This is a genomic window from Morganella sp. Je.2.23 (genome assembly GCF_051129855.1).
In the GTDB taxonomy this organism is placed as follows: domain Bacteria; phylum Pseudomonadota; class Gammaproteobacteria; order Enterobacterales; family Enterobacteriaceae; genus Morganella; species Morganella sibonii.
The window spans coordinates 116,985-141,776 of record NZ_JBCPSQ010000008.1; the positions used below are offsets into that span (position 1 = coordinate 116,985).

Genomic DNA, 24,792 nt, shown 5'->3' on the forward strand with positions numbered 1-24,792 from the left:
CTAACCGGAGGCCATATGAATAAACCCGCATTAGTTAACTTATCTGACGGACACTTAATGCCGCAACTGGGGCTGGGTGTCTGGAAAGCCGGGAACGACGTCGTCGGCTCTGCGGTGCAGAGTGCACTGGAAACCGGTTACCGGCTGATCGATACTGCTGCGATTTATCAGAACGAGGAAGGTGTCGGTGAGGCTCTGAAAGCCACCACCGTTCCCCGTGAAGAGTTGTTTGTCACCACTAAACTGTGGAACAGTGATCAGCAGCACGCCGGTAAAGCACTGGAAGAGAGCCTGAAAAAGTTACAGCTCGATTATGTGGATCTCTATCTGATCCACTGGCCTGCACCGGCAGACGATCACTATGTTTCCGCCTGGGAGCAACTTATTGAATTACAGAAAACCGGGCTGACCCGCAGTATCGGTGTCTGTAATTTTGATATCGGGCATTTGCAGCGCATTATCCACAAAACCGGTGTGAAACCGGTACTCAATCAGATTGAGTTACATCCGCTGCTGCAACAGCGTGAATTACAGGCCTGGAATGCCACTCATTCCATCCATACCGAGTCCTGGAGCCCGCTGGCACAAGGTGGTGAAGGTGTTTTTGATACCGATATTATTCAGGCGTTAGCCGCGAAATACCGGAAAACCCCGGCGCAGATAGTGATTCGCTGGCATCTGGATCGCGGGTTAATTGTGATCCCCAAATCTGTCACGCCTTCACGGATTCAGGAAAACTTTGATGTCTTTGATTTCCGTCTGGAGAAAGAAGAGCTTTCACAAATTCAGTTACTGGATTCCGGTACCCGTTTAGGGCCTGAGCCGAAAGAATTTAATTAATTTATTTTATTACCTGAAAGTCATCAGTATAAATCATACTGATGGCTTTTATTTATCTAACAGATTATTTCTTAAATAAATATATTTTGAATAAGTGCGCTATAAATAAACACTCTGTGAATAAATAAAAAAGGGGAAATACACGAACGCAATATGTATTCCCCAAAGTATGGCAAATATAGCAGGATTAATTATCTGTATTTCAGTGACTCTGTCATTCACATAATTAATTAACTACTCATTAAAATTAAAACGCCAATATGAAAGGAGGAGTATATGAAACATGACCTTTCAGTCACAATGACATGACATTACCACTCAAGGTTAACTGCCATGTTGTACATCACATCGTTCGAACCGGTGTATGCCATACCGGTCTTCACGGCGATGTTCTCGTTGAACCGGTAACCGGTTCCCACTGCCACAGCCTGAGTGGACTGATATCCGCCCACAGCCGCAGTGATATTCAGTTTGCCGACACCGTACGGCTGGAATAAACCATTCAGTGCTGCGCTGGCCGCCAGGCCGTTATCAAGACGCTCGTTGGTTTCACGTAAATCCTTTTCCAGGGAGCGCAGATCCTGGCGGTTTTTCAGGATATCCAGCGTGTTTTTCTCAACTTTCACTTTCTGCTGAGCAATATCCCGTGTGTTTTGATTGGCAATATTTGTGGTGGTATTTATTTTTTTTGATGCATTGCTGATACGGGTATTCAGTTTATCCACATCGCCTTCCAGCGCTAAGGTAGCGTCAGTAATAACGGAAGTCACGACTTTGGCAGATTCGAGCAATTTTTTGTTTTTTGCAATATCCCGGGACTGAGTACTAAGTTGATTCTTGTTCTCGCGAATATCTTTCTCACTGGTATACGCCGAATGTTTTGCAAAACCAGCCTGCAGCTCCACTGCCCGGACTTTATTTTTCAGTTTGTCAACGTCAGTTTCCAGCTCTTCTGTTGCACCAAGTAGTGCCTGAGTGACGACTTTTGTTGACGCTGCATTTCTTTTTTCTTCATGACTATTTATATCATTAAGATGAGATATATTTCTAAGGCGTTCAATCTGCGTATCAACATCACTCTGATGAGTCTCAAATTCCTGTTTTATCAGGACAGGAATTTCGTTGAATAACATAGTCATGCTATTTGTTTTTGTATTTATATCTTCTGTTTTATTCTCTAAAAATTCAGTCCGTGCTTCCAGCGGTGACAATTCACTTTTAATCGCATCCGGTAACATACGGTTAATGTGCTCAGGGACTATTTTTTTCCCCGCATCATCAATGAAGGTATCAACTAATTTTCTGGTGCTGGTTGCCACCTGATGCGTATGTGTTATTTTTTTCTCTAATATGTCGTCTTTCTCATCACTATTTTTTTTAATATCTTTAATAATTTCATTTGATTCGGTAAATCGCGTTCCTATATGTTCTGTTACCTGTTTTAATTCAGAAATTCCGACCTCACGATCACCAATAGATCTATCTGGCGAAAATTCAAATAATGGTTCACCAATCACATCGTTAGATGGAAGCGGTATAACATCTGTGCTTGCTGCATTTGCAGCATGAATAAACAATGGTGCAATAATTAAAGATAAGATGTTTTTTTTCATAAGATCGTCCTGATATTGGTTAAAATTAATCTGATGAAAATATACTGATAATCGCTGAAAAAAAGAATAAACAGAAATTAAACATAAGAAAAAACAAAAAAAATAATTAACTAAATAATTTTATTCCTTACTGTGAATTGCTTGTTTATTTGCAGGGTAAATAAAAAAATCCGCCGCAGCGGATTTTTTTATATTAATTAATTACCTTATTTATTAGTAATCAGGCTATGCATTTCCTGTACTGAAATAACCCTTTCTGTCGGGTCCATATTCAGAGACAGCGTGGTGGCAAAGCCGCCGTTCATCGTGGTGTCGTAATGCACTTTATATTGCAGGGCACTGCGGCGGATAACTTTGGAATCCTCAATCGCCTGACGTCCGGCGGTGGTATTCACAATGTAGTCGTATTCACCGTTTTTAATTCTGTCCTGAATGTGCGGACGACCTTCGTGCACCTTATTCACCAGACGCGGGTTAATTCCTGCTTCACCCAGCACAATCGCAGTGCCGTGTGTAGCATCCAGTTCAAAACCCTGTTTCAGCAGTTTTGCTGCCAGATCCACCACCCGGGCTTTGTCTCCTTCACGGACAGAGAGCAGCGCACGGCCTTTTTTCTTCAGTGAGGAAGAGCTGCCGAGCATCGCTTTGGCAAAGGCTTCCGCAAAAGTGCGTCCCACGCCCATCACTTCCCCGGTAGAGCGCATTTCCGGCCCTAAAATCGGGTCAACGCCCGGGAATTTGTTGAATGGCAGCACCACTTCTTTCACCGAGTAGTACGGCGGGATAACTTCTTTTGTCACACCCTGCTGCGCCAGAGTCTGTCCGGCCATCACGCGGGCAGCCACTTTCGCCAGCGGCACCCCGGTCGCTTTGGAGACAAACGGAACCGTACGCGCCGCACGCGGGTTGACTTCAATCAGATACACTTCGTTGTCTTTGACCGCAAACTGGGTGTTCATCAGGCCGCGTACACGCAGTTCCATCGCCAGTTTTCTCACCTGGTCGCGCATCACGTCCTGGATTTCCTGACTCAGCGTGTAAGCCGGTAACGAGCAGGCAGAATCGCCGGAGTGAACCCCCGCCTGTTCGATATGCTCCATAATGCCGCCAATCAGTACCTGCTCACCGTCGCAGATAGCATCGACATCCACTTCAATCGCATCGTCAAGGAAGCGGTCGAGCAGTACCGGTGCATCGTTGGATACGCTGACTGCATTCTGGAAGTAGCGGCGCAGGTCGGTTTCGTCATACACGATTTCCATCGCACGACCGCCCAGCACATAAGAAGGACGTACCACCAGCGGATAACCGATTTCTTTTGCCCGCTCAACCGCCTGCTCGATATTGGATACTGTGGCGTTTGCCGGTTGTTTCAGACCGAGGCGGACGACTGCCTGCTGGAAACGTTCGCGATCTTCCGCGCGGTCAATCGCGTCCGGGCTGGTTCCGATAACCGGCACACCGGCCGCTTCCAGGCTGCGCGCCAGTTTCAGCGGAGTCTGCCCGCCGTACTGGACAATTACACCCGCCGGTTTTTCGACACGCACGATTTCCAGCACATCTTCCAGTGTCACCGGTTCGAAGTAGAGGCGGTCAGAAGTGTCATAATCAGTGGAAACCGTTTCCGGGTTGCAGTTGACCATGATGGTTTCATAGCCGTCTTCACGCAGCGCCATCGCCGCATGCACACAGCAGTAGTCAAACTCAATGCCCTGACCGATACGGTTTGGTCCGCCGCCGAGTACCATAATTTTCGGTTTATCGTTGTTCGGCTGCGCTTCACACTCTTCTTCATAGGTGGAGTAGAGATACGCGGTGTCTGTCGCAAATTCTGCGGCACAGGTATCCACGCGCTTGTAAACCGGCCACAGCTGATAGCTGTCACGCAGTTTGCGGATTTCAGCTTCTGCTACGCCGACCAGTTTTGCCAGCCGCGCATCCGCGAAGCCTTTGCGTTTCAGCTGACGCAGGAATTCCGGGGTCAGGCCGTTGATACCGACATCTGCCACCTGCTCTTCCAGGCGTACCAGCTCTTCAATCTGCACCAGGAACCAGCGGTCAACGTTGGTCAGGTTAAATACGCCGTCAACAGACAGACCGGCGCGGAATGCATCCGCGATATACCAGATCCGCTCGCCGCCGGCTTCTTTCAGCTCACGGCGGATACGGGTCAGTGCATCCGGGTCATCCAAATTGACTTTCGGGTCAAAACCGGTTGCACCGACTTCCAGACCACGCAGAGCTTTTTGCAGGGATTCCTGCTGAGTGCGGCCGATAGCCATCACTTCACCGACAGATTTCATCTGTGTGGTCAGACGGTCATTGGTACCGGCAAATTTTTCGAAGTTAAAGCGCGGGATTTTTGTCACGACATAGTCGATAGACGGTTCAAAGGAGGCCGGTGTCAGGCCGCCGGTGATGTCGTTTGACAGTTCATCGAGGGTGTAACCGACCGCCAGTTTGGCGGCGATTTTGGCAATCGGGAACCCGGTCGCTTTGGAAGCCAGAGCGGAAGAGCGTGATACACGCGGGTTCATCTCGATAACAATCAGACGGCCGGTTTTCGGGTTGACCGAGAACTGTACGTTGGAGCCGCCGGTTTCCACGCCGATTTCACGCAGCACCGCCATCGAGGCGTTCCGCATGATTTGGTATTCTTTGTCCGTCAGGGTCTGCGCCGGGGCAACGGTGATAGAGTCACCGGTGTGGATACCCATAGCGTCGAAGTTTTCGATGGAGCAGACAATGATGCAGTTATCATTCTTGTCGCGCACCACTTCCATTTCGTACTCTTTCCAGCCAATCAGCGATTCATCAATCAGCAGTTCATTGGTCGGGGAGAGATCCAGGCCGCGGGTACAGATTTCCTCAAACTCTTCACGGTTATACGCGATACCACCGCCGGTGCCGCCCATAGTGAATGACGGGCGGATAATGCACGGGAAACCGACATCATCAGCGACCGCAAAGGCTTCTTCCATGGTATGTGCGATACCGGAACGCGCTGTATCCAGACCGATTTTTTTCATTGCGATATCAAAACGGCGGCGATCTTCTGCTTTATCAATCGCATCCGCTGTCGCACCAATCATTTCAACACCGAACTCGGCCAGCACGCCGTGACGCTCCAGGTCGAGCGCACAGTTCAGTGCGGTTTGTCCGCCCATCGTCGGCAGAACCGCATCAGGGCGCTCTTTTTCGATGATCTTGCGCACCACTTCCCAGTGAATAGGCTCGATGTAAGTCGCATCCGCCATTTCCGGGTCCGTCATAATGGTCGCCGGGTTGGAGTTAACGAGGATGACGCGGTAACCCTCTTCGCGCAGTGCTTTACACGCCTGGGCGCCTGAGTAGTCAAATTCACAGGCCTGGCCGATAACAATCGGACCGGCGCCTAAAATCAGGATGCTGCTGATATCTGTACGTTTTGCCATTTTCTTTGCTCCTGATTAGTGACGGGCGTTTTTCATCAGTTCAATAAAGTGGTCGAACAGCGGGGCGGCGTCGTGCGGGCCCGGGCTGGCTTCGGGGTGACCCTGGAAGCTGAATGCGGGTTTATCATTGCGGTGAATCCCCTGCAATGTGCCGTCAAACAGTGATTTATGCGTGACGCGCAGTGTGGCCGGCAGCGTCGCCTCATCCACCGCAAAACCGTGGTTCTGTGCGGTGATCATCACCACATTATTTTCAATATCTTTGACCGGATGGTTGCCGCCGTGGTGACCAAATTTCATTTTGATGGTCTTTGCACCGCTGGCAAGCGCCAGTAACTGGTGTCCCAGGCAGATACCGAACAGCGGGATATCGGTTTCCAGGAAGCGTGTGATTGCGTCAATCGCATAATCACACGGTGCCGGGTCCCCGGGGCCGTTGGAGAGGAAAATACCGTCCGGGGCCATTTTCAGTACGTCTTCTGCCGGGGTCTGCGCCGGTACAACGGTCAGGCGGCAGCCGCGATCAACCAGCATGCGCAGGATATTGCGCTTGGCACCGAAGTCATACGCCACCACATGAAACGGCAGTTCTTCCGCGGTTTTATCCGCCGGTAAGCCGCCGTCCAGTGTCCATGAACCCTGTGTCCAGCTGTATGGTTGCGCGGTCGTCACTTCTTTCGCCAAATCCAGCCCGTTCAGCCCGCTGAAGCTCTGTGCATTTTTCAGCGCCAGTGCCGCGTCCGGATGTTCACCGGCGATGATACAGCCGTTCTGAGCGCCTTTCTCACGCAGTAAGCGGGTCAGTTTGCGGGTATCAATATCGGCGATTGCCACGACGTTGCGGCGTTTCAGGTATTCAGAGAGGCTTTCTTCACTGCGGAAATTACTGGTGGTCAGCGGCAGGTCACGGATAACGAGGCCTTGCGCATACACATCCGGGGATTCTTCATCAGCACTGTTAGTGCCGGTATTACCAATATGGGGATAAGTGAGAGTGACTATCTGGCGGGAATAAGAGGGGTCGGTGAGAATTTCCTGATACCCCGTCATCGAGGTATTAAAAACGACTTCGCCGGTAACGGCACCCTCTGCGCCGATGGCGCGTCCGTGAAATGTGGTTCCGTCTTGCAGAACCAGGATTGCTGACTTAAACACAACACCCTCCGGAGGAATAATAAATCACAATTAGTGCATATTAATTCAGAATTGGGGCTATAAAGCAATGCCAAAATAAAAATTTAACCAATTTTTGACAAATTGCGGCGCATTCTAAAGATCGAACGGGCAGTTGTCCAGAAAAAATCGACTTTTTTATATTTTTTTACTCATCACGATCAAAACAGTCAGGAAGACAGCGATAAAACATCTTCATTATCAGATTTATGCTGAATTTATGATGAGATTACTGAAAAAAAGGCTCACAACCGGAAAAAGGGATGAAAAAGGAAAAAACAGAGATAAAAAAGCGCTGAAAATAGATGATGATACTTACAAATAACAATTATTGATAAAAAACAGAAAAAACAGAACCAAAAGCAGTGACAACTAAAAATATCACTGCTTTATCATCCTGTTATAATTTATATTTTATTATAAATTTTCCAGATCAAGCACATCCTTCATGGTGAATAAACCGTTATTTTTATCACTCAGCCATACCGCTGCCTTAACTGCACCATTTGCAAATGTCATCCGGCTTGAGGCCTTGTGACTGATTTCAACACGTTCGCCGATATCCGCAAACATCGCGGTGTGCTCACCCACAATATCTCCGGCGCGTACAGTGGCAAATCCGATAGTATTCCGCTCCCGTTCGCCGGTGTAACCTTCACGGCTGTAAACCGCGCAATCCTTAAGGTCACGCCCCAGTGCCCCGGCAATCGATTCTCCCATCGCCAGTGCTGTTCCGGACGGAGCATCCACTTTGTGACGATGGTGTGCTTCAATAATTTCAATATCAGTATAGTCGCCCATGACTTTGGCAGCCTTTTCCAGCAGTTTCAGCACCAGATTGACGCCAACACTGAAATTCGCCGCAAAAACCACAGGAATGTGTTGTGCGGCCTGTGCAATGGCGGCTTTTCCGGCGTCATCAAACCCGGTGGTGCCGATAATCATTCCCTTTCTGTTAGCGGTACAGAACGCCAGGTGTGTCAGCGTGCCTTCCGGGCGGGTGAAATCAATCAGGATATCAAAATTATCTTTCTCACTGTTCAGGTCAGCCGTCAGGAGCACACCATTGCGGCCAATACCAGCCAGCTCACCGGCATCGGTTCCGGTGAGTGAGGAGCCTTCGCGTTCAAATGCCGCCCCCAGCACCACATCATCATTCTGTGCAATTGCCTGAATCAGCTGGCGTCCCATGCGGCCACCTGCACCCGCTACCGCGAGCCGTAACTTACTCATATTTGTTATCCTCAGTTTTCTGTCTGTATGTCAGCAGATTAACGGCTGTCCGGCCGGATTACCAGTTACCCGCCGTTATCATCAGAAAATCACAATACAGCCCGCAGATTATCAGTAAAACTGTATTCACCGGGCAGCAGACAAAAAAAAGCAGAACCTCTGTTCTGCTTTTCGGTATCAGACCTCTTTGATATCCATCCGTAACTCTTTCGGGACTTCAAAGATAATATTTTCCTCACGCCCTTCAAGCTGGCTGATCTCATCCGCCCCCAGTTCCTGAAGACGGCTGATCACCTGCTGCACCAGCACATCCGGTGCGGATGCCCCGGCTGTCAGGCCGATAGTATCGACATCACGCAGCCAGACGGGATTGATGTCATCAGCAGAATCAATCAGATAAGAGGGTTTTCCGACCCGCTGCGCCAGTTCCGCCAGCCGGTTGGAGTTAGATGAGTTTTTAGAGCCGACCACCAGCACCAGATCCGCCTGACCGGCCAGATCGCGTACCGCTTCCTGACGGTTAGTCGTGGCATAACAGATATCATCTTTACGCGGACCGATGATTTTCGGGAAGCGGGCATTCAGCGCATCGATAACTTCCGATGTATCATCAACGGACAGTGTGGTTTGCGTCATAAAGCTGAGATTTTCCTCATCTTTGACTGTCAGTTTCCACACATCCTCCGGGGATTCCACCAGATACATGCCGCCTTCCGGGTTGTTGTACTGCCCCATCGTCCCTTCCACTTCCGGATGCCCGGCGTGGCCGATCAAAATGGCTTCTTTGCCTTTGCGGCTGGCGCGGGCGACTTCCATATGCACCTTGGTGACCAGCGGACAGGTGGCATCAAACAGCATAGTGAGGTTGCGGGAACGTGCTTCCTGACGGATCGCCTGCGAGACACCGTGAGCGGAGAAAATCAGAATGGCGTTATCCGGCACTTCCGAAATTTCCTCAATGAAAATCGCACCGCGCTCACGCAGATCATTGACCACATAGCGGTTGTGCACGACTTCATGACGGACGTAGATAGGCGCACCGTATAACTCCAGCGCCCGCTCCACAATACTGATTGCCCGGTCAACACCTGCACAGAACCCCCGCGGGTTAGCCAGTAAAATACGCACGTTCAGCCTCCAAACCATCGCCCGGACGGGCAGTAAAACAAAAATTCAACATTTGCGCGCTACTATACCAGAGCCATCCCCCGGACCGTAATGCTAATTATTGCTCTGTGTATCAGGCAGTGACGTCACGGACGCTGATATCAAACGTCACATCCTGCCCGCACAACGGATGGTTAAAATCCACTTCAACGGAGTCCTCTGTGACAGATTTGATAATTCCCGGCATTTCGCTGCCGTTCATTGCGGTAAACAGCATGATCGTGCCGGTTTCCGGCAAGCCGGCTTCCAGGAAATCGGAGGCGGAGAAAAACTGAATCAAATCCGGGCTAGGTTTGCCGAAAACCGCCTCACCGGGCAGTGTGAAGGTTTTTTTATCTCCGGCAGATAAACCGAGTAATTGCTGCTCCAGCGCCGCTGACAAACTGCCGTCACCGAGACGGAACAGTGCCGGTTTACCCTGCGCCTCAGTGGAATCCGCCACCGAGCCGTCAGACAGTTTCAGGGTGTAATCCAGTAATACGCTGTGATGTTCTGCAACCTGCATATGATTATTACTCTCTGTATCAGATAAAAAATATCCGCCCGGCGGCGGATATGAGATTGCTGACAAAGCAGGATAAAACGTGGTTTTTCCTGCTTTGTGTTATCTGCCGAAAATCAATAAATTGATTTTCCTGGTTTATTTTTACAACCTCTGTCGGCCGTTGCCAATCCCTGCAGGTTTGTCAACGACCGGATATCCGCCTGACGGCGGATATCCGGGTCATCAGTCTGATGATGCCTTGTTCTCTGGTTTGTCGCCTTTCTTACCGTCAGGGATAAAGCTTTCAATAATGATAAGCCCCGCCCCGATGATGATCCAGCTGTCCGCCAGGTTGAACGTCGGCCAGTGCCAGTCACCGACATAGAAGTCGATGTAATCCACCACAAAGCCGTGCATCAGGCGATCGAGCAGATTGCCGATCGCCCCGCCGATAATCAGTGCATACGCAATATTACTGAGTTTGTTGCGCGCACTGGTGCGGTACATCATCACTAATAATGTCACGGAGATACCGATAGCCACCGCTGTGAAGAACCAGCGCTGCCAGCCGCCCTGAGATGCGAGGAAGCTGAATGCGGCACCGTAATTCCGCACATAGGTCAGATTAAAGTACGGCATCAGAGATGTGGATTCATGCAGCCCGTAATTCGCTAAAATCAGCTGCTTTGAAATAGCATCCAGTACCAGTACCAGGACCGCCAGCCACAGCCAGCGTAATCCGGTCGAACACAGTGGTTTTTTCATTTATCAGGCAAACTTACGTTCTTCACCGTTTCCGGCTACGTTAGTCACACAGCGGCCGCACAGTTCAGGATGTTCACTGTCCTGACCGATGTCAGTCGTATAATGCCAGCAACGCGGGCACTTACTGCCTTCCGCTTTGCCGAAGCCGATACGCAGGCCGGCCAGCTCACTGTTTACCGCACTTTCCGGTGCCGCAGACAGTGGTTTCACATCAGCCTGAGAGGTCAGCAGTACGAAACGCAGTTCATTACCCAGGCTGTTCAGCTGTGCCGCCAGGGCATCATCCGCATACAGGGTAACGGCTGCTTCCAGCGAGCCGCCGATCAGTTTATCAGCACGGGCCTGTTCCAGTACCTTGTTAACTTCACCACGTACTGCCAGCAGGACTGCCCAGTAATCATCATTCATGCTTTCCTGTGCATTCAGCCCGAACAGGCCGTCATACCACTCTTCGGTGAAGACGTACTGCGGACGTTTGCCCGGCATCACATTCCAGATTTCATCTGCGGTGAAGGACATAATTGGTGCCATCCAGCGAACCAGTGCTTCCGCGATGTGGAACAGCGCGGTCTGACAGCTGCGGCGGGCCAGGCCATCACTTTTCGCGGTGTACTGACGATCTTTGATGATATCCAGATAGAACGACCCCATTTCCACTGAGCAGAACTGCATCAGACGCTGCACCACTTCATGGAAATCATAGGCTTCATAGGACTTCAGGATATCTGCCTGTGCAGCCTGTGCACGGCCGACAGCCCAGCGGTCTGCCACAATCATCTCTTCCGGTTTCACCATATCGGTTTCCGGATTGAAGCCATTGAGGTTGGCCAGCAGGAAACGCGCGGTGTTACGGATACGGCGGTAAGAATCCGCAGAGCGTTTCAGGATTTCATCCGAAACGGCGATTTCACCGGAGTAGTCAGTAGAAGCCACCCACAGACGCAGAATATCTGCACCGAGTTTGTTCATCACGTCCTGCGGACTGACGGTGTTACCCAGAGACTTAGACATTTTGCGGCCCTGACCATCCACGGTAAAGCCGTGAGTCAGCACTTCGCGGTACGGCGCTTTGCCTTTCATCGCGGTGGAAAGCATCAGTGAGGACATAAACCAGCCGCGGTGCTGGTCAGAACCTTCCAGATAGATATCCGCAGAATTGCCATGGAACTCCGGACGGGCATCCACTACCGCAGAATGGGTAGAACCGGAGTCAAACCAGACATCCAGCGTATCCGGCACTTTTTCATAGATATCGGCATCATCACCCAGCAGGTCGCGCGGGTCGAGATCCCACCACGCCTGAATACCGTGCTCTTCCACACGTTTGGCGACGTCTTCCATCAGTTCCAGCGTGCGCGGATGCAGCTCCTGAGTCTCTTTGTGAACAAACAGAGACATCGGTGTGCCCCAGGTGCGCTGACGGGAAATACACCAGTCCGGACGGTTTTCCACCATCGCGGTGATACGTGCTTCACCCCAGCCCGGAATCCATTTCACGCCTTTGATTTCATTCAGAGACTGCGAACGCAGGCCGTTCACATCCATTCCGATAAACCACTGCGGTGTGGCACGGAAGATGACCGGTGTTTTGTGACGCCAGCAGCACGGATAGCTGTGCGAGATATTTTCGCTGTGCAGCAGTGCACCTTTTTCTTTCAGCAGTTCCAGAATGATGTCATTGGCTTTCAGCACAAACACGCCATCCAGTGACGGATAGGTACCGCTGACATAGCAGCCGTTCGGACCGACCGGGTTAGCGGTTTCCAGACCGTATTTCTGGCCGATCACATAGTCGTCAGGACCGTGGCCCGGTGCGGTATGCACAGCACCGGTACCCGCATCCAGGGTGACGTGATCGCCGAGGATAGCCGGAACATCAAAGCCCATAAACGGATGATTAAAGCGCAGCAGTTCCAGGTCGCTGCCTTTGCAGTCCGCTTCAACAGTCCAGCTGGTGATACCGGCGCGTTTCATCACGCTTTCCACCAGATCGGCAGCCAGAATCAGGCGCTCGTCATTTACGCGGACTAACTGATAATCAAATTCCGGGTTCAGAGAAATAGCGCGGTTCGCCGGTAAGGTCCACGGCGTGGTGGTCCAGATAACCAGAGAGACCGGCAGACCGTCATTTTTCACGCCGAATTTGGCGCAGACGGCATCCGCATCAACGGCAGTGAAGCGCACGTCAATGGACGGAGAGGTTTTGTCGTAATATTCCACTTCCGCTTCCGCCAGGGAAGAGGCACAGGAGGTACACCAGTGAACCGGTTTCGCCCCTTTGACCAGATGGCCGTTGGCAATCACTTTTGCCAGTGCGCGGATAATGTGCGCTTCGGTTTTGAAGTCCATGGTCAGGTACGGATGATCCCAGTCACCCAGCACGCCCAGACGGATAAAGTCTTCCTTCTGGCCTTCAATCTGCTCTTTTGCGTATTCGCGGCAGGCGGCACGGAACTCAGCCGGCGTGACTTTGTCACCCGGTTTGCCAATCACCTGTTCTACTTTGTGTTCAATCGGTAAGCCATGGCAGTCCCAGCCCGGAATATACGGGGAATCGAAACCGGCCATGCCTTTGGATTTAATAATAATATCTTTGAGAATTTTATTGACTGAGTGACCAATGTGAATGCTGCCGTTTGCATACGGAGGACCGTCATGCAGGATAAAGGTTTTTTTACCGGTTTTGGCTTTACGGATCGCCTGATACAGACCTTCTTTGTACCAGCGTTTCAGCATGTCAGGTTCGCGCTTTGCTAAGTCCCCGCGCATAGGGAACCCTGTCTCCGGGAGATTCAGGGTATTTTTATAGTCACTCATTCGATTCTCAGTTCCAATATTATTCCGTTAAACACATAACGAGGGGTTGGATTGTAAAAATTCCCTTGCCGCAATCTCATCCCGCGCAATTTGCGCTTTCAGCTCATCAAGTGAGGCAAACCGCTGTTCATTTCGCAATTTCTTGCGCAGTACCACATCCGGATGCTGCCCGTATAAATCCATAGACGCATCAATCAGATGAACTTCCAGTTGCTGGCCCTTACCCTGTACTGTCGGGCGGGAGCCGATATTGGCCACACCCGGCAGCGGATGCGGCCCGAGGCCGTATACGTCCACGGCATACACACCGTGTACCGGTGCGGCCAGACGTTTCAGGGGGATATTGGCGGTCGGAAAGCCGATGGTACGCCCGAGCTCATTGCCGTGAACCACCCGTCCGCTGATGCGGTAAGGGTGACCGAGCAATGCTTCGGCCTGTGCCAGATCGTCATTTTCCAGCGCACGGCGGATGGCCGTACTGCTGATCCGTTTGCCGTTATCACAAAAACTTTCCGTGCTGCGGACCGTGAAACCATACTGTTTCCCCGCTTCACACAGCCCGTTAAAATCGCCCTGACGATTTTTTCCGAAACGAAAATCATCCCCGACCACCAGAAACTTCACCCCCAGCTGTTCAACCAGCAGGTGTGAGATAAAGGCATCCGGTGTCAGTGATGCGAATTGTTTACTGAATTTAACACACAATAAGTAGTCCACACCGTACTGCGCAAGATATTTTACCTTATCGCGCAGCCGGGTCAGGCGTGCCGGCGCTTTATCCGGTGCAAAAAATTCCAGCGGCTGCGGCTCGAAGATCATGACGACCGACGGCAGCCCCAGGCGTTTTCCTTCCTGCGCCAGATGTGACAGTAATGCCTGATGTCCGCGATGAACGCCATCAAAATTACCGATAGTCAGCACGCAACCATGGTGACGCGCACGAATATTGTGAGTACCGCGAATTAGCTCCATAGCCGGCTCAATACAGTCAAAATTAGTCTGATTATACCTTGTCCGCCGCGTCAGGTTAACCCACTAATGCGGCTGAATCGCGAATTCTCTGCACAAAAAGCGGGGCATCTCTCTGCGCGGAAAGTGAAAAATCATTTTTTTCGTCAGAATCTTACCATTCAGACGACTTTTTTCCGCGTAAGGGCTGTATTCCCGATGAGTAAACTGATAAAATCCCCGCCCATCACAACGTACATTTGCGTCGCTGTACAACGACGCATATTTGCACAAATCCATTGACAAAATAAAGCGGAGCAGGCATATTCCTCCACCTTTGTATTGTCCTCGAAGAATATATTTGGGAGTTGGACCTTGGCTAATATCAAATCAGCTAAGAAACGCGCCATTCAGTCTGAAAAACGTCGTCAGCATAACGCTAGCCGTCGTTCTATGGTGCGCACCTTTATCAAGAAGGTTTACGCTGCTATCGCTGCCGGCGACAAAGAAGCTGCTCAGAACGCATTTAATGACATGCAACCACTTGTGGATCGTCACGCTGCTAAAGGCCTGATCCATAAGAACAAGGCTGCCCGTCATAAGGCGAACCTGGCTGCTCAGATCAAAGCAATGTAATCTGATTGTGCAGACATAAAAAAACCGGCTCACGCCGGTTTTTTTATGTCCTTTTTCTGCCTCAGTCCGGCAGACCGATATCCGCGGCTGACTGCGAACCGCTGAACAGTGCAGAGAAATCCTTGTTACACACCCGCTGAACCGCCGGATGCTGGATCATGCGCTCAGCAAAAATCACATAATACTCTTCTTTGATAGTGTCCACCGTTCCCAGCTCGACAATATCACTGTCAGCAAAAATACCTTTCGTGTAGAGCGACGGCGCAACAAAAATCGCGTTGTGATACATACCGAATGCTTTCATCAGCGCCGCATCATCGAATTCACCCAGAATTTCCACTTCCAGGTTTTTATTGCGTATCCAGGTCAGTAACTGACGGCCGAGCATTGAGCGGCGGCCGGGAACCAGCAGACGGCGCTCTTCCAGACATTCCGGGAACGGCTTCTGCGGCGCGGGCTGGCGGCAGTAAAAACTCATACTGCACTCCCCGAGCTTCACGGAAAACAACCCTTCCTGCTGAGTGGAATCCACCGGACAGTCGGAGAGGATCATGTCCAGTTTGTGCTGGCTGAGCTGCTCGAGCAGCATTTCGTGAGTGGATTCAAAACAACGCAGATGGATTTGTTCATGCTCCATCACCGCCGTTTCCAGCACCTTGCTGACCAGACGTTTTGACAGCGCATCGGCGACCCCGACATCAAACAACAGATTGGATTCGCGGCTGTAAGTGACAATATCCAGCATTTCCTGGCTGAGCATAAACATCTTATCCGCATAGCGGAATACCAGCTGGCCCAGCTCCGACGGCACCAGGCCGCGTCCCTGGCGCTTAAACAGCTTGCCATCAAGGCGCTCTTCCAGTGCTTTGATTTGGCCGGTGATGGTTTGCGGGGTCAGATAGAGGGCTTCTGCCGCCCCCACCACCGAACCTTCTTTACAGACATGCCAGAAATAATAGAGGTGATTGTAGTTTAAATGGGAGACTCGCATAGTTTTTCCCGGACAGACCTTATCTTTTTTTGATGTTTAACTCGGAAATTCTGTTGTATTCACCGGCCGGGAAGGCCGGTGAATCACAGGTTACTGCCGGACTGTTTTCTTCGGTAACACGGAATGGAGCAGGAACAACCCGACAACTGCTGCCATCGTGGAACCAATCAGAATTCCCAGCTTGGAGTAGGTGTTAAATGCCTCAGGAAGTCCGGTAAATGCCAGTCCCGCGATAAAGATAGACATTGTAAAACCGATCCCGCATAACACCGATACGGCAAATATATGGTTAAGAGTAATCCTCTCCGGCAGTTTTGCAAAGCCCAGTTTTACCGAAATCAGACATGCGGTGAAAATCCCCAGCGGTTTCCCGATAAACAGGCCGAGCAGGATCCCCAGCGGCAGTGTTCCCATCAGTGCGTCGAATGAAATTCCCTGAATACTGACACCGGCATTAGCAAAGGCAAACAGCGGCAGGATCAGATACGCCACCCACGGATGCAGCACATGTTCCAGCTCCTCTGACGGTGAGTGCTCACCATCTTTGCTCCGCAGCGGGATCAGGAAGCCGACGATCACCCCGGCCAGTGTGGCATGTACGCCGGATTTAAGAATACACACCCACAATATCAGCCCCGCAATCATATAGGCGGCGGTATTACTGACGTTGCGCAGGTTCATCACACACAGTACAACCACCATCAGCGCAGCCAGCAGCAGTGCTGTCAGTGAGACAGTTTTGGTGTAAAACAGCGCGATAATGACGATAACCCCGAGGTCATCAATAATCGCCAGCGCCAGCAGAAAGACTTTCAGTTCTGTCGGCACCCGCTTGCCCAGTAAAGCCATCACGCCGAGTGCAAATGCAATGTCTGTCGCGGCCGGAATCGCCCAGCCCTGTGCGGCGGCGGCATCCCCGCCGTTAAACAGCAGATAGACCAGTGCCGGCGCGACCATACCGCCGAGTGCGGCAATCGCAGGAAACATCGCTTTATCGCGCCCGGCCAGAGAGCCGACCATCAGCTCCCTTTTTACTTCCAGCCCGACGACCAGGAAAAATATCGCCATCAGGGCGTCATTAATCCATAATAACAAGGGCTTATCAATTTCCAGTGCCGCAAATTTTACAGCAACAGGAATATCAAGAAACGACTGATACACCGCTGACAGCGGCGTATTCGCCATTACCAGCGCGATCAGTGCGGCAATAATCAGCAGTATGCCGCCTGCGGCTTCGAGTTTTAAGAACTGTCGGATAATTGCGGTCATGAGTTAACTCCTTTAAGACTGTCGGCGTTAATAATATGCAAACAATCAACTCGAAAAAAGCAGATTATTCAGCAATAATAACTCGGTTATTACTGATAACAAGAGGCTTATATCACGGAATTTCCTGACAAACCCGCTTAAATTAACCATATATTAACATTTTTATTTCTGTGAAATGCATTGTATAACCCCGCTTTCCGGCAGATATTCTGCTATCGTTACTGCCGTTCACTGAATAAAACGGGTTACCCCATGTCCGCCACGCTGTTTATTGCTGTTCTGTTTGCTGCTTTTTTTCATGCATCCTGGAATGCAGTGATTAAATTTGGTCAGGATCGCTTCCTGGGTATCGCAGTGATGACCATCTGGTCCGGTGCAGTCTCTGTTCCCGCCCTGTTCTGGTTGGGCCTGCCGGATCCGGCAGCCGTAAAGTGGCTGATACTGTCCGCCCTGTTTCATATCGGTTATGCCATCTGCCTGAGCAAAGCGTATTCAAAGGGTGATCTCAGCCAGATTTACCCCGTTTCCCGGGGTTGTGCCCCGCTGCTGACGACCCTGTTTGCGGTACTCCTGTTTGGTGAACACCTGCCCCTGCTCTCTCTGGCCGGTATTCTGCTGATTATTACCGGTGTGCTTCTTCCCGCCCTCAGACACAGAGCTTCCGGGCATATCCGCAGCGGGTTGATATATGCGGTTATCACCGCCTTTTTTACGGCCTGTTACACACTTTCCGACGGCTTCGGTGCCCGCAGCAGTACAGATTCACTGACTTATATTTTCTGGCTGTTCGCCCTGAACGGTCTGGTGATGGTCGTCATGGGTTTTGCCCGTTACCGCCACCACTTCACCCGTGATTTTCTGCGTTACAGCAAGCCCGGACTGACCGGCGGCATCCTGCAAATCTTCAGCTACGGCATTGTGATATGGGCGATGGGACAAGCACCGATCATGATTGTCGCGGCGTTACGGGAGACCAGTGTGCTGTTCGCACTACTGCTCTCCGCGTATTTCCTGAAAGAAAAACTGACACCCACCCGGATTCTGGCCGCCTGTATTATTGTGGCCGGAGTAATTGTGACAAAACTGGGCGGTTAGTCCGGTTTTTTATCATACGACCGGCTGAGGTACCGGCAACTCAACTGTACCGCTGGTCTGTATTGTAACTTGTGTACGTTTATCCGGATCGGCCAGATTTACCGGAGCACCATACTTTACGGCGCGCAGGCTTTTCTCAAGCACAAAAAGTCCCAGATCCTTATGTTTCCCCATAATCTCTTTGGTAGTATAAACCGCGGAATCCGGCAGTGTTGCGTCATGGAGCGATACCGGGGAACGGCTGCATTCCTTATTGATTTCAATAATTTTGGTGCATTGTTTCTGAATTTTATCCAGAACACGGCCTTTGAAGAAACGGCAGAAAGCTGACTGGCTTTCCCGGTACACCTTAATTTCATCCGAGATATTTTTGAAAGGAGTTATATCCCCAATGTCAGATGCGAACATATTCTTCAATACAACAAAGTTTCTGGTTCCTAATAGTTCAGCCCGCTCGAATGTATCGCCAAACAGTTGTTCCTGCGAATTTTTAATCTCTGAGATAAAACGACGAAGTCCGCCGTTTCCGAACTTTTCTGATGTATCCTTAATTAATTCTGTAACAGATACTGCCTGACCGGTGATTTTCATATTGTTTGCCTTAACGAATAAATGGTTAAAACAGAATAAAAAAACCGGCGCTGAATGCTTGTATAAAGCACACAAAAAAACCGGCCGGAAAAATTTTCCGGCCGGTTTTGATATAACTTATCTGACAGTGACTTATTTGGTCAGGTCATCAAAGAATTTCTTCACGCCGTCAAAGAAGCGTTTTGCTTTCGGGGTATTGTCCTGACCGCTCTGGCCATCAACGGATTCACCGAACTCACGTAACAGTTCTTTCTGTTTTTCGCTCAGTTTCACCGGAGTTTCCACCACGACACGGCACATCAGGTCACCCTGCATTCCGCCGCGCGCCGGTCTGACACCTTTGCCTTTCATACGGAACATTTTGCCGGTCTGGGTTTCTGCCGGGATCTTCAGCTTAACGCGTCCGTCGAGTGTCGGTACTTCAATCTCACCACCCAGCGCCGCAACAGTAAAGCCAATCGGCACTTCACAGTAGAGATTGCTGCCGTCACGTTCGAAGATATTGTGCTGACGGACATGAACCTCGACATACAGATCGCCTGCCGGAGCCCCCATTTCGCCTGCTTCACCTTCACCGGTCAGACGGATACGGTCGCCGCTGTCCATCCCGGCCGGAATTTTGACCGACAGGGTTTTATAGCGTTCAACACGTCCGTGACCATGACATTTGCTGCACGGGTCTTTGATGATTTTGCCGCGACCATGACAGGTCGGACACGCCTGCTGCACCGCAAAGAAGCCCTGGCGCATCTGCACCTGGCCCATACCGTGACAGGTCGGACACTCCTGCGGCTCAGTACCTTCTTTCGCCCCGCTGCCGTGACATTTATCACAGGTTTCCAGGGTCGGAATACGGATCTCTTTGGTCACACCACGAACCGCTTCTTCAAGGGTCAGTTCGATGTTGTAACGCAGGTCTGCTCCGCGTGCCGCGCGTTGCTGACGGCGACCACCACCAAAAATATCACCGAAGACGTCACCAAAGATATCACCGAAGTCAGCACCGCCGAAACCGCCGCCGCCAAATCCGCCGCCGCCGCCCATACCGCCCTGCTCAAATGCCGCGTGGCCGTACTGGTCATAAGCCGCACGTTTTTGTGCGTCGGTGAGGATTTCGTAAGCCTCTTTAACTTCTTTAAATTTATCTTCCGCGTCTTTATCGCCCTGATTACGGTCAGGGTGATATTTCATCGCAAGGCGTTTGTAGGCTTTTTTAATCTCTTTATCATCCGCAGATTTCGAGACGCCCAACACCTCATAGTAATCTTTTTTTGCCATCCGTTTTGTCCCTTAACACACAGACACGGGCGCAGAGTTTCCTCAACGCCCGTGCCGGTTTTCAGTGATTAATAACAGTCATCACCGCGCCCGCTAAGGGCCTTATTTTTTGTCTTTGCTGTCGTCAACTTCTTCGAATTCAGCATCAACAACATCATCATTTTTACCTGCATCCTGCGCGGCATCAGCACCTGCTGCACCTGCCTGCGCCTGCTGCTGGGCAATTTCCATCAGTTTGGCAGAGGCGTCGATCAGGGCTTTCGTTTTCTCTTCGATAGCCGCTTTATCTTCACCTTTGGCTGCGATTTCCAGCTCACTTACCGCCTGCTCGATTTTCACTTTATCGTCGCCCGGCAGTTTGTCACCCGCTTCTTCAATCTGTTTACGGGTGGCGTGAACCAGCTGATCAGCCTGGTTACGAACCTGTACCAGCTCTTCGAACTTACGGTCAGCTTCGGCGTTCGCTTCCGCGTCACGTACCATTTTCTGGATCTCTTCCTCGTTCAGACCGGAAGAGGCCTTGATGGTGATGTTCTGCTCACGGCCGCTGTTTTTGTCTTTCGCGGACACATGCAGGATACCGTCGGCGTCGATGTCAAAGGTGACTTCGATCTGCGGCATACCGCGTGGTGCTGCCTGAATACCATCCAGGTTAAACTGACCCAGCGATTTGTTGTCACCGGAACGTTTACGCTCACCCTGCAGAACATGGATAGTTACCGCAGACTGGTTGTCTTCCGCTGTGGAGAACACCTGGCTGTGTTTGGTCGGGATAGTGGTGTTCTTCGCGATCAGCGGAGTCATCACGCCGCCCATGGTTTCGATACCCAGAGACAGCGGGGTAACGTCCAGCAGCAGCACGTCTTTAACATCACCACCTAACACACCGCCCTGTACCGCAGCACCAACAGCCACAGCCTCGTCCGGGTTCACGTCTTTACGCGGTTCTTTACCGAAGAAATCAGCAACGGTTTTCTGAACCAGCGGCATACGGGTCTGACCACCTACCAGGATAACATCATTGATGTCATTCACTGACAGACCGGCATCCTGTAATGCAACTTTGACCGGGTCCATAGAGCGTTTAACCAGATCTTCAACCAGTGATTCCAGTTTTGCACGGGTCACTTTGATGTTCATGTGTTTAGGACCGGTCGCGTCCGCCGTGATATACGGCAGGTTAACGTCAGTCTGCTGTGCGGAAGAAAGCTCGATTTTTGCTTTCTCGGCAGCTTCTTTCAGACGCTGCATTGCCAGCGGGTCGTTACGCAGATCGATACCCTGTTCTTTCTTAAACTCTTCAACCAGATAGTTGATCATGCGGCTGTCGAAGTCTTCACCACCTAAGTGAGTGTCGCCGTTCGTTGCCAGCACTTCATAGGTTTTTTCGCCGTCAACTTCATCGATTTCGATGATAGAGATATCGAAAGTACCACCACCGAGGTCGAAGACCGCGATAGTACGGTTACCCACTTCACGATCCAGGCCGTAAGCCAGTGCCGCTGCAGTCGGTTCGTTGATAATACGTTTTACATCCAGACCTGCGATACGGCCGGCATCTTTGGTTGCCTGACGCTGAGCATCGTTAAAGTAAGCAGGTACGGTGATAACCGCTTCGGTTACCGGTTCGCCGAGATAATCTTCAGCGGTTTTCTTCATTTTTTTCAGGACTTCAGCAGAAACCTGTGGTGGTGCCATTTTCTGGCCTTTCGCTTCCACCCATGCGTCACCGTTATCAGCGCCGACAATTTTGTACGGCATGATGTTCATATCGCGGCGCACTTCTTCATCGTCAAAACGACGACCAATCAGACGTTTGATTGCAAACAGTGTGTTCTGCGGATTGGTAACAGCCTGACGTTTTGCCGGCTGACCGACCAGGATTTCACCATCCTGTGTATACGCGATGATTGACGGCGTTGTGCGGTCGCCTTCTGCGTTCTCCAGGACACGTGCCTGATTACCATCCATTACAGCAACACAAGAGTTGGTTGTACCTAAGTCGATACCAATAATTTTACCCATTTAAAGGCCTCCGAATAATTCTGTTCGTCTTACGCTACCGATGTATATGAGGTTCAATTTTCACTTTTCAAGAAAAAATTTTTACTCACCCGTCACCCGGAACATTTCCTGACGGTACCGGACATCCGCAGCGTTAAAGGGGATTCAACTGAGTTTCAGTTTCCGATGACAACTAGATGGGGCCATAAATGCATTCATCAAGGGGAAAATGAAAAAAAAACAGATTATTTAAAAGAAAATGATGAAACACTGAAAAATGCCGCGCTGACAGTCATATCAGCACGGCATTAAAACAGCATAATTGATACAGCATAAAAGCGGATGTTATCAGGAGCTGAACACCATCATCCGCTGACGCACCGCCGCTTTCCCCATATACAGCCCCAGCAGCAGGCCGATCAGAGAGAGCCCCAGCATGTAGTACGCCGGTGCCAGCGGGGTCCATTTCAGGAACAGCGTAACCACAACCGGTGTCAGTCCGCCGAAAATGGCATAAGAAAGATTGTAGGAAAACGAAATACCGCTGAAGCGGATCTCCGCCGGATAGCTGTTCACCATCACAAACGGCACTGCCCCCACCACGCCGACACTGAATCCGGCCAGTCCGTAGGTCAGTGACAGCGGCGTACCCGGCTCACCGGCGGTCAGATAAAAATAGCCGGTACAGACCGCCAGCAGCAGGCTGCCGAAGGTAAAGACCACTGACGCACCCAGTTTGTCACACAGATAACCGGCGACCAGACATCCGCCGCACAGCGCCAGAATCGCCGCCATATTAGCAACAGACACCACTGCTTTTGCCAGGCCGAACTCCGTCTGCAAATAGGCCGGTGTCAGCAGGATCACCACCACAACCCCGGCGGAGAGCAGCCAGGTCAGCAGCATGGAGATCACTATCGCTTCTTTGTGATTCACCACGACGGTTTTCAGCGGCAGCTCTTTCGCCAGTGCTTTTTGCTGTTTCATCTCCTGAAAGATCGGCGTTTCCGCCAGCCAGCGGCGCAGATAAAGTGCCACAAAGCCGAAAATCCCCCCGAGGAAGAACGGCACACGCCAGCCCCATGCCAGTTGCTGCGCTTCAGTAAAGAGTGTCGCCATCATCATCGCCACCAGCGAACCGAGCAGAATACCGACCGTCAGTCCCGCTGTCAGCGTGCCGCAGGCAATACCGATACGGTGCTTCGGCACATGTTCGGAGACAAATACCCAGGCACCGGGGACTTCCCCGCCAATCGCAGCCCCCTGCATGACCCTCATCAGCAGAAGCAGTAACGGCGCGGCGATACCGATAGATTCATAAGTCGGCAGCAGACCGATACAAAGTGTCGGCACCGCCATCAGCAGGATGCTGAGAGAGAACATTTTTTTACGGCCGACCAGATCACCGAAGTGAGCCATCACAATGCCGCCCAGCGGGCGCACCAGATAGCCGGCAGCAAAGATCCCGAAAGTCTGCATCTGCACCAGCCACGCAGGGATATCCGGCGGAAAGAACAGTTTGCCGATGGTAACGGCAAAGAAGATGAAAATAATAAAGTCGTAAAATTCGAGTGCGCCACCCAGGGCCGCGAGAGAGAGTGTTTTATAATCCTGCCGGTTGAGTGTCCGGGGAATGGTCTGTGCCATGGGTTCACCTTTCCTGTCTTTACATTACTGTTATCTTTACTTTACATAAACGGATAACCGCATCATAGGACAAGAAAGGTGCCCGGGGGAATACTTTTTATTTTATGCTGAAAACGCAGTATTACTGCGGCTTTATTGCTGATTTCGGACGAAATGCCGCGACAATTTCAGGATCGGTTTCAATGTAAGGTCCGTCAAGCAACTGTATACAATACGGTACACTTGCAAAAATACCGGAAACGATCACCTTACCGTTTTCATCTTTCAGCCCTTCCAGGGTTTCAGCAATGGCTTTCGGCTGCCCCGGCAGATTAAGGATCAGCGACTGATTGCGGATCACGCCCACCTGACGGGATAAGATTGCCGTCGGCACAAATTTCAGGCTGATCTGGCGCATCTGTTCGCCGAACCCCGGCATTTCGCGATCTGCCACCGCCAGTGTTGCATCCGGAGTCACATCACGCCGCGCCGGGCCGGTTCCGCCGGTTGTCAGCACCAGATGGCAGCCGAATTCATCCACCAGTTCGCACAGCGTCTGGCTGATCATCGCTTCTTCATCCGGGATCAGGCGGGTTTCTGTCTGAAAAGGCGTGGTGATAGTTTTTGCCAGCCATGCCTGTAAGGCCGGAATGCCTTTATCTTCATAAATACCACCGGATGCGCGGTCAGAAACCGAGACAAGACCGATGCGCAACACATTGTTCATAGTCACCTCAACGTCATTTTGACTCCGGGGCACAGCATAGCATTGCCGCCGGAAACAAAAAAGGCAGCCTCCCGGCTGCCTCCTGAATCTGACGTATTATA

Annotated in this window: 19 protein-coding genes; 3 read left to right on the top strand and 16 right to left on the bottom strand. The window is 51.0% G+C overall.

What is annotated here, in order from left to right; translation table 11 throughout:
- Positions 1 to 15: 15 nt before the first annotated feature.
- Positions 16 to 840, top strand: coding sequence for a 2,5-didehydrogluconate reductase DkgA (gene dkgA / locus AAZR23_RS18940; protein WP_434694334.1), 825 nt, complete (start codon positions 16 to 18; stop codon positions 838 to 840).
- Positions 841 to 1,151: 311 nt separating this feature from the next.
- On the opposite strand, the gene AAZR23_RS18945 is transcribed toward dkgA, so the two are convergent.
- From AAZR23_RS18945 to ribF, 9 genes are all read right to left on the bottom strand, one after another.
- Positions 1,152 to 2,453 (bottom strand): YadA-like family protein, encoded by a 1,302-nt coding sequence (locus AAZR23_RS18945; RefSeq protein ID WP_434694336.1) that lies wholly within the window; start codon positions 2,451 to 2,453, stop codon positions 1,152 to 1,154.
- A 206-nt stretch (positions 2,454 to 2,659) separates the two neighbouring features.
- On the bottom strand, positions 2,660 to 5,887 hold the full coding sequence (gene carB, locus AAZR23_RS18950; RefSeq protein ID WP_218427370.1) for a carbamoyl-phosphate synthase large subunit: 3,228 nt from the start codon (positions 5,885 to 5,887) through the stop codon (positions 2,660 to 2,662).
- A 15-nt stretch (positions 5,888 to 5,902) separates the two neighbouring features.
- Positions 5,903 to 7,042, bottom strand: coding sequence for a glutamine-hydrolyzing carbamoyl-phosphate synthase small subunit (carA, locus tag AAZR23_RS18955; protein WP_218427368.1), 1,140 nt, complete (start codon positions 7,040 to 7,042; stop codon positions 5,903 to 5,905).
- 435 nt (positions 7,043 to 7,477) lie between these two features.
- Positions 7,478 to 8,293, bottom strand: coding sequence for a 4-hydroxy-tetrahydrodipicolinate reductase (gene dapB, locus AAZR23_RS18960; protein WP_166706957.1), 816 nt, complete (start codon positions 8,291 to 8,293; stop codon positions 7,478 to 7,480).
- 177 nt (positions 8,294 to 8,470) lie between these two features.
- Complete coding sequence (gene ispH / locus AAZR23_RS18965) at positions 8,471 to 9,421, bottom strand: 4-hydroxy-3-methylbut-2-enyl diphosphate reductase (protein ID WP_218427364.1); 951 nt, start codon at positions 9,419 to 9,421, stop codon at positions 8,471 to 8,473.
- Positions 9,422 to 9,533: 112 nt separating this feature from the next.
- On the bottom strand, positions 9,534 to 9,965 hold the full coding sequence (gene fkpB / locus AAZR23_RS18970; protein WP_046894117.1) for an FKBP-type peptidyl-prolyl cis-trans isomerase: 432 nt from the start codon (positions 9,963 to 9,965) through the stop codon (positions 9,534 to 9,536).
- A 222-nt stretch (positions 9,966 to 10,187) separates the two neighbouring features.
- Entirely contained in the window at positions 10,188 to 10,709 is a 522-nt protein-coding gene (gene lspA / locus AAZR23_RS18975) for a signal peptidase II (protein WP_434694339.1), read from the bottom strand.
- A 3-nt stretch (positions 10,710 to 10,712) separates the two neighbouring features.
- Positions 10,713 to 13,526 carry an isoleucine--tRNA ligase gene (gene ileS / locus AAZR23_RS18980; RefSeq protein WP_434694340.1) on the bottom strand — a complete coding sequence of 938 codons (2,814 nt, stop codon included), beginning with the start codon at positions 13,524 to 13,526 and terminating at the stop codon, positions 10,713 to 10,715.
- Positions 13,527 to 13,553: 27 nt separating this feature from the next.
- Complete coding sequence (ribF, locus tag AAZR23_RS18985) at positions 13,554 to 14,498, bottom strand: bifunctional riboflavin kinase/FAD synthetase (protein WP_166706954.1); 945 nt, start codon at positions 14,496 to 14,498, stop codon at positions 13,554 to 13,556.
- 351 nt (positions 14,499 to 14,849) lie between these two features.
- Between ribF and rpsT the strand changes: the two genes are divergently transcribed.
- Entirely contained in the window at positions 14,850 to 15,110 is a 261-nt protein-coding gene (gene rpsT, locus AAZR23_RS18990) for a 30S ribosomal protein S20 (protein WP_015422441.1), read from the top strand.
- A 61-nt stretch (positions 15,111 to 15,171) separates the two neighbouring features.
- Here rpsT and nhaR read toward each other — a convergent pair whose 3' ends face one another.
- On the bottom strand, positions 15,172 to 16,101 hold the full coding sequence (gene nhaR / locus AAZR23_RS18995; protein ID WP_046894114.1) for a transcriptional activator NhaR: 930 nt from the start codon (positions 16,099 to 16,101) through the stop codon (positions 15,172 to 15,174).
- Positions 16,102 to 16,191: 90 nt separating this feature from the next.
- Positions 16,192 to 17,370, bottom strand: a complete 1,179-nt coding sequence (gene nhaA, locus AAZR23_RS19000; protein ID WP_052926318.1) for a Na+/H+ antiporter NhaA — start codon at positions 17,368 to 17,370, stop codon at positions 16,192 to 16,194.
- A 252-nt stretch (positions 17,371 to 17,622) separates the two neighbouring features.
- Here nhaA and AAZR23_RS19005 point away from each other — a divergent pair, with 252 nt between their 5' ends.
- Entirely contained in the window at positions 17,623 to 18,465 is an 843-nt protein-coding gene (locus AAZR23_RS19005) for a DMT family transporter (protein WP_218427360.1), read from the top strand.
- Positions 18,466 to 18,477: 12 nt separating this feature from the next.
- On the opposite strand, the gene AAZR23_RS19010 is transcribed toward AAZR23_RS19005, so the two are convergent.
- From AAZR23_RS19010 to mog, 5 genes are all read right to left on the bottom strand, one after another.
- Positions 18,478 to 19,056: a hypothetical protein gene (locus AAZR23_RS19010; RefSeq protein ID WP_434694342.1), complete on the bottom strand. Its 579-nt coding sequence runs from the start codon at positions 19,054 to 19,056 to the stop codon at positions 18,478 to 18,480.
- A 132-nt stretch (positions 19,057 to 19,188) separates the two neighbouring features.
- The gene (dnaJ, locus tag AAZR23_RS19015; RefSeq protein WP_107680755.1) at positions 19,189 to 20,334 is read right to left on the bottom strand and encodes a molecular chaperone DnaJ; all 1,146 of its coding nucleotides are present in this window, start codon (positions 20,332 to 20,334) and stop codon (positions 19,189 to 19,191) included.
- Between the two features lie 102 nt (positions 20,335 to 20,436).
- The gene (dnaK, locus tag AAZR23_RS19020; RefSeq protein WP_107680754.1) at positions 20,437 to 22,359 is read right to left on the bottom strand and encodes a molecular chaperone DnaK; all 1,923 of its coding nucleotides are present in this window, start codon (positions 22,357 to 22,359) and stop codon (positions 20,437 to 20,439) included.
- Positions 22,360 to 22,686: 327 nt separating this feature from the next.
- Entirely contained in the window at positions 22,687 to 23,985 is a 1,299-nt protein-coding gene (locus AAZR23_RS19025) for an MFS transporter (RefSeq protein WP_434694345.1), read from the bottom strand.
- A 121-nt stretch (positions 23,986 to 24,106) separates the two neighbouring features.
- On the bottom strand, positions 24,107 to 24,691 hold the full coding sequence (mog, locus tag AAZR23_RS19030) for a molybdopterin adenylyltransferase (protein WP_052926315.1): 585 nt from the start codon (positions 24,689 to 24,691) through the stop codon (positions 24,107 to 24,109).
- Positions 24,692 to 24,792 lie beyond the last annotated feature (101 nt).

Coding starts and splice junctions, on each gene's coding strand:
- lspA (WP_434694339.1), bottom strand. CDS start 10,709: ATGAAAAAACCACTGTGTTCGACCGGATTACGCTGGCTGTGGCTGGCG.
- AAZR23_RS18945 (WP_434694336.1), bottom strand. CDS start 2,453: ATGAAAAAAAACATCTTATCTTTAATTATTGCACCATTGTTTATTCAT.
- AAZR23_RS19005 (WP_218427360.1), top strand. CDS start 17,623: ATGTCCGCCACGCTGTTTATTGCTGTTCTGTTTGCTGCTTTTTTTCAT.
- ileS (WP_434694340.1), bottom strand. CDS start 13,526: ATGAGTGACTATAAAAATACCCTGAATCTCCCGGAGACAGGGTTCCCT.
- AAZR23_RS19025 (WP_434694345.1), bottom strand. CDS start 23,985: ATGGCACAGACCATTCCCCGGACACTCAACCGGCAGGATTATAAAACA.
- fkpB (WP_046894117.1), bottom strand. CDS start 9,965: ATGCAGGTTGCAGAACATCACAGCGTATTACTGGATTACACCCTGAAA.
- dapB (WP_166706957.1), bottom strand. CDS start 8,293: ATGAGTAAGTTACGGCTCGCGGTAGCGGGTGCAGGTGGCCGCATGGGA.
- nhaR (WP_046894114.1), bottom strand. CDS start 16,101: ATGCGAGTCTCCCATTTAAACTACAATCACCTCTATTATTTCTGGCAT.
- mog (WP_052926315.1), bottom strand. CDS start 24,691: ATGAACAATGTGTTGCGCATCGGTCTTGTCTCGGTTTCTGACCGCGCA.
- nhaA (WP_052926318.1), bottom strand. CDS start 17,370: ATGACCGCAATTATCCGACAGTTCTTAAAACTCGAAGCCGCAGGCGGC.
- carB (WP_218427370.1), bottom strand. CDS start 5,887: ATGGCAAAACGTACAGATATCAGCAGCATCCTGATTTTAGGCGCCGGT.
- ribF (WP_166706954.1), bottom strand. CDS start 14,498: ATGGAGCTAATTCGCGGTACTCACAATATTCGTGCGCGTCACCATGGT.
- AAZR23_RS19010 (WP_434694342.1), bottom strand. CDS start 19,056: ATGAAAATCACCGGTCAGGCAGTATCTGTTACAGAATTAATTAAGGAT.
- dkgA (WP_434694334.1), top strand. CDS start 16: ATGAATAAACCCGCATTAGTTAACTTATCTGACGGACACTTAATGCCG.
- dnaK (WP_107680754.1), bottom strand. CDS start 22,359: ATGGGTAAAATTATTGGTATCGACTTAGGTACAACCAACTCTTGTGTT.
- dnaJ (WP_107680755.1), bottom strand. CDS start 20,334: ATGGCAAAAAAAGATTACTATGAGGTGTTGGGCGTCTCGAAATCTGCG.